The 4,458-nt window shown below is 76.2% G+C and carries 2 protein-coding genes; one reads left to right on the forward strand and one right to left on the reverse strand.

Annotated elements, in window-relative coordinates:
• Positions 1-2,704: tetratricopeptide repeat protein (locus H5J30_RS18905; RefSeq protein ID WP_181788599.1), on the forward strand; the 2,704-nt coding region annotated here is incomplete at its 5' end.
• Here the strand turns inward: H5J30_RS18905 and H5J30_RS18910 are convergent.
• Positions 2,695-4,152: a selenium-binding protein SBP56-related protein gene (locus H5J30_RS18910; protein ID WP_181788600.1), complete on the reverse strand. Its 1,458-nt coding sequence runs from the start codon at positions 4,150-4,152 to the stop codon at positions 2,695-2,697. The genes H5J30_RS18905 and H5J30_RS18910 overlap by 10 nt on opposite strands.
• Positions 4,153-4,458: the final 306 nt, after the last annotated feature.

Genomic DNA, 4,458 nt, shown 5'->3' on the forward strand with positions numbered 1-4,458 from the left:
GGTCGCCAATACGGTCTCCGGCGGCGTCCAGTTCGGGCCCCTGCTCCAGGGCCGGGACTTCACCGTGCAGCTGCCGCCGCGGATCACCCCGGCGCTCGCCGGGCTGCCGGCGCCTTCGGCGACGTTCACGGGCCGCGGCGAGGCCGTCGAACGGCTGCTGGCAGACCTGGCGCCCGCGGACGTGGCGGACGCCGGGGTATCCGGCGGTGGGCAGCGGGCGGTGCTCGTCACGGCCGTCGCCGGGCTGGCGGGGATCGGCAAGACCGAACTCGCCCTGCAGACCGCCACCCGGGCGCTCGCGGAACCCGGGTGGTTCCCCGGCGGCGTGCTCTTCACCGACCTCTCCGGCTACCACCCCGACCCCGACCGGCGCGTCACCCCGGAACGGGCCCTGGAGGGCCTCCTGCGCGCCCTCGGCGTACCCGGCGAGCACATCCCCCACGGCCTCCAGGACCGCCGGCGCCTCTACCGCAGCGCCCTGGCCGCGTACGCCGCCGAGGGCCGCCGGCTGCTCGTCGTCGTCGACAACGCCTCCGACACCGAGCAGGCCCGGCCGCTGCTGCCCACCGACGGCGTGACCGCCGCCCTCGTCACCTCCCGCCACACCCTCGACGGCCTCGGCGCCCGCCTCCACGACCTCGACACCCTCGACGCCCCCGCCTCCGCGGCCCTCCTCGACCAGGCCCTGCGCCACGCCCGTGGCGACGCCGACACCCGCTTCGCCGACGACCCGGCCGGCACCGCCACGATCGCCCGCCTCTGCGCCGGCCTGCCGCTGGCCCTGCACATCGCCGCCGCCCTGCTGGCCGTGGCGCCGCACCGCTCCGCCGCGTCGCTGGCCGCCGCCCTCGGCGAGGAGCACCGGCGGCTGGGGACCCTGACCCGCCCCGACCGCGCGGTCCGCGCCGCCTTCGACCTGTCGTACGACTTCCTCGACCCCCCGTACGCCCGCCTCTTCCGCCTGCTCCCCCTCAACCCGGGCCCCGACGTGTCGACGGAAGCCGCCGCCCGCCTCGCCGGCACCGGCACCGCCGAGGCGGAGGCGCTGCTCCAGCACCTGGCGGAGGCGCACCTGATCGAGACGTCCCGCGACACGTGGGGGCGGTGGCGGATGCACGACCTGGTACGCCTGTACGCGGACGAACGCGGCGGCGAGGACGGCGGCGGCGCGGAGCGCCGCGGCGGGGACGGCGGTGGCGGGGACGAGGACGAGCGCCCGGCCGCCCGGACCCGCCTGTACGACCACTACCGGGAGACCACCCGAGCGGCCGCCACCCACTTCAGCCCCGCCGCCGACGACCACGACCCCCGCTTCCGCGACCGCGCCGCCGCGCTGGCGTGGCTGGACGCCGAGCATCCCAACCTGGTGGCCACCGCCACCACGGCCGCGGCCCTCGGGCACGTCGACGCCACGGCCGAACTCACCTTCGACCTCGCCGAATACCTCGACGATCGCCGCTGCTTCGAAGACGGCCACGCGCTCGCCGGCCTCACCCTGGCCATCTGCCGGGAGGCGGGTGACCGCCATGGCGAGAGCGTGGCCCTGGGCATCCTCGGGTCGGCGCTGCGGCAGCTGCGCCGGTTCGAGGAGGCGATCGACGCCCACGTGCGGGCCGCCGCCATCCGGGAGGAGATCGGCGACCTCGGAGGCCGGAGCAGCGAACTGGGCGATCTCGGGACCGCGCTCGCCGAGGCGCGCAGGTTCGACGAGGCGATCGACGTCCTCACCGGGGTCGCGGCGTACGCCGGGGAAGCCGGCGAACGCCGCCATGAGGCGATGGCGCTGGGCAACCTCGGGGCCGCGCTGACCGAGGCGCGCAGGTTCGAGGAGGCGATCGGCGTCCTCACCGGGGTCGTGGCGTACGCGCGGGAAGTCGGCGACCTCGTCTTCGAAGGCAGGGCGCTGAACAATCTCGCGACCCCGCTGGTGCAGTCGAGCAGGTTCGAGGAGTCGATCCAGGCGCGCACCCGCGCGGTCGCCATCCACCGGCAACTCGGCGACCGCCACGGCACGAGCGGAGCGCTGCACAACCTGGGGGCCGATCTGATCCGCATGGACCGGGCCGAGGAGGCGATCGGCGTCCTCGGTGAGGCCGCCGACACCTTCGGGGATCTCGGCGACCGCTACCGCGAGGGCATGGCCTTGAACGCCCTCGGCTCCGCGCTGGCGCTCACGGGCAGGTTCGAGGAGATGTTCGGAGTCGTCGAGCGGGCCGTCGCCCTTCTCCGGGACCTCGGCGACCGCCACGCGGAGTGCCGCGCGCTGGGCAACCACGGCGCCGCTCTGCGGCAGGTGGGCAGGCTCCGGGAAGCCGTCGCCGTCCTTGCCGGGGCGCTGTCCGGCTTCCGGGACCTCGACGACCGGCACGGCGAAGGGCCCCTGGCCGACATGCTCGCCGGCGCCCTGGCCGAGGCATGCTCCCGGGCGTCCGTCGATGCCGCCGAAGCGGCCGCCGCGTACGGGGTGTTACTCGCCTCCCGCCGCCGGCTGTCCGGCGAGGACCACCCAGACACCTACGCCGTCCGGGACCGCGCCGCCCACTGGCGCGGCGAAGCCGGCGACGCCGCCGGTGCGGCCGGCGACCTGGCCGGACTGCTGGCGGCCATGACGCAGTCCCTCGGCCCCGGCCACGGCGACGTCCGGGCCGTCCGCGCCCGGCACGCCCACTGGACCGCGCGGGCCGCCGCGCGGCCTCAGCGGTAGCAGTACGAGTCCGACGAGGCGTCCCCGCCCTGCAGATGCGTCTGGTGTACGCGCCGCCCCCGGAACTCCGCCCCGTGCGGGAAGAAGCGCCGGTCCACCGCCAGGCCGCCCGACTCCGGGTCCGCGTCCAGCTTGATCAGCCACGGGTCGATCCCGTCCGGGTAGAACTGGTCGTCCCAGGAGCCGTAGAGGGAGTTGGTCAGGTAGACGCGGCGTCCGTCGCGGCTGAGTTCGACCATCTGCGGCCCGCCCGTCAGCGGGGTGTCCGGCGCCGCCGGGTGCGGCGTGCGGGCGGTGATGCCGCCGAGGCGGGCGGAGGCCGTGCGGCGGGGCTGGAAGGGGTCGCTGACGTCGTACTGCAGCAGTTCGCCCGTGCCCCACGCCGAGACGTACAGCCAGCGGTCGTCGACCGACAGGTTGATGTCCGTCACCAGCGGCGGCACCGCGCCGAAGGGCCGCAGGGCGGGCGGCAGTTCCGCCGGGTCCGCGGGCTCGGCGGGGATGGTGATCACCTTGCGTACGGTGAAGTCCCCGCCGGCCGCGTCGCGGTGCCACAGCCACACCGACGCCGACAGGTCCGTCACGTTCACCACCACCCCGGCGAACCCCCACGTCGCCCCCGGGTCGTGCGCGGGGCGCAGCTCCAGCACCATCTGGTGCTCGTCGCCGAGGTCGGCGCGCTGGAGGTGGCGGCCCGTGCCCAGCTCCCAGAAGTGCAGCGCGTGGCCGTACTTGCGGCCCAGGAGCAGCTCCGGGTCCAGGCCCTCCTCGACCATCGACGGGGTGCCCCACTCGCTGGTCACCGCGACGTCGTGGTTCAGGTGCCACCACACGTCGTACGCGAGCTGCTGCGGGCCCCGGTCCGTCTCCCAGGCGCGCAGCACGTCGAACGTCTCGTGGTCCAGCAGTGCGACGCCGCCGGGGCCGTCCGTGCCGTCGGCGCTGCCGAGGCAGGAGAGGAAGACGCCCTCGGGGCCGCAGTGCAGGGTGTGGGGGCGGGAGTAGCCGGCCTGGGCGGCGAGTTCGTCCGCCGGCACGGTCTTGAGCAGCCGCGGGTGCGCCGGGTCGGGGTGGGTGTCGAAGACGTGCAGGCGGGAGGAGCGCAGGCCGGGGGCGATGAGGTAGCGGCGCTCGGGGTTGTGGTGGTCGGCGTGGGCCAGGGCGCTGGAGCAGGCGTTCCAGCCGAAGTGGTGCAGTTCGTCGCCCAGGGTGGGCAGTTCGGTGACGCCGACGACCGTGCCGTACGAGGCGGAGGCCGGATCGGTGTCGAGGGTGAACAGGGCGTCGGGGCGGCGGGCGCCGCGGTCGAAGCCGACGACGTACGCCAGGCGTTCCGGCGGCGCGGCGGCGGCGTCGGCGGGGGTGCGGTAGAGCGTGGGGTCGGCGGGGTGGCCGCCGTGGTGGGCGTGGGGGTGCGCAGGTGCGTGGTCGCCGTGGTCCGTCGTCATATGCCACTCCGCGTGCTCGGGGGTACGCGCAACGTAGCCGCGGGCTCGCGGCGGCCGTAAGGGCCGGTCGGGCCCGGCCACGTACCCGCAACACCCCCGCAACAACCGGCCGTCGGCCCGCGCGCCGTACCCGCCCCCGGCACCCGGCGCCCCGGATCCCGCTCACCCTCGGAGCACGCTCACCCCCGCGCCCCGCTCACCCCCGGGCCCCGCTCAGCCCTCGGGCCGCGCCGCCAGCCTGCCGCCCTCCTCCCGCAGCGCTCCCACCATCGCCCTCGCCTGCGCCGACGCCTCCGCCCGCGTCAC

The organism is Streptomyces phytophilus (assembly GCF_013870535.1).
Taxonomy (GTDB): Bacteria; Actinomycetota; Actinomycetes; order Streptomycetales; family Streptomycetaceae; genus Streptomyces; species Streptomyces phytophilus.

Coding starts and splice junctions, on each gene's coding strand:
- H5J30_RS18910 (WP_181788600.1), bottom strand. CDS start 4,152: ATGACGACGGACCACGGCGACCACGCACCTGCGCACCCCCACGCCCAC.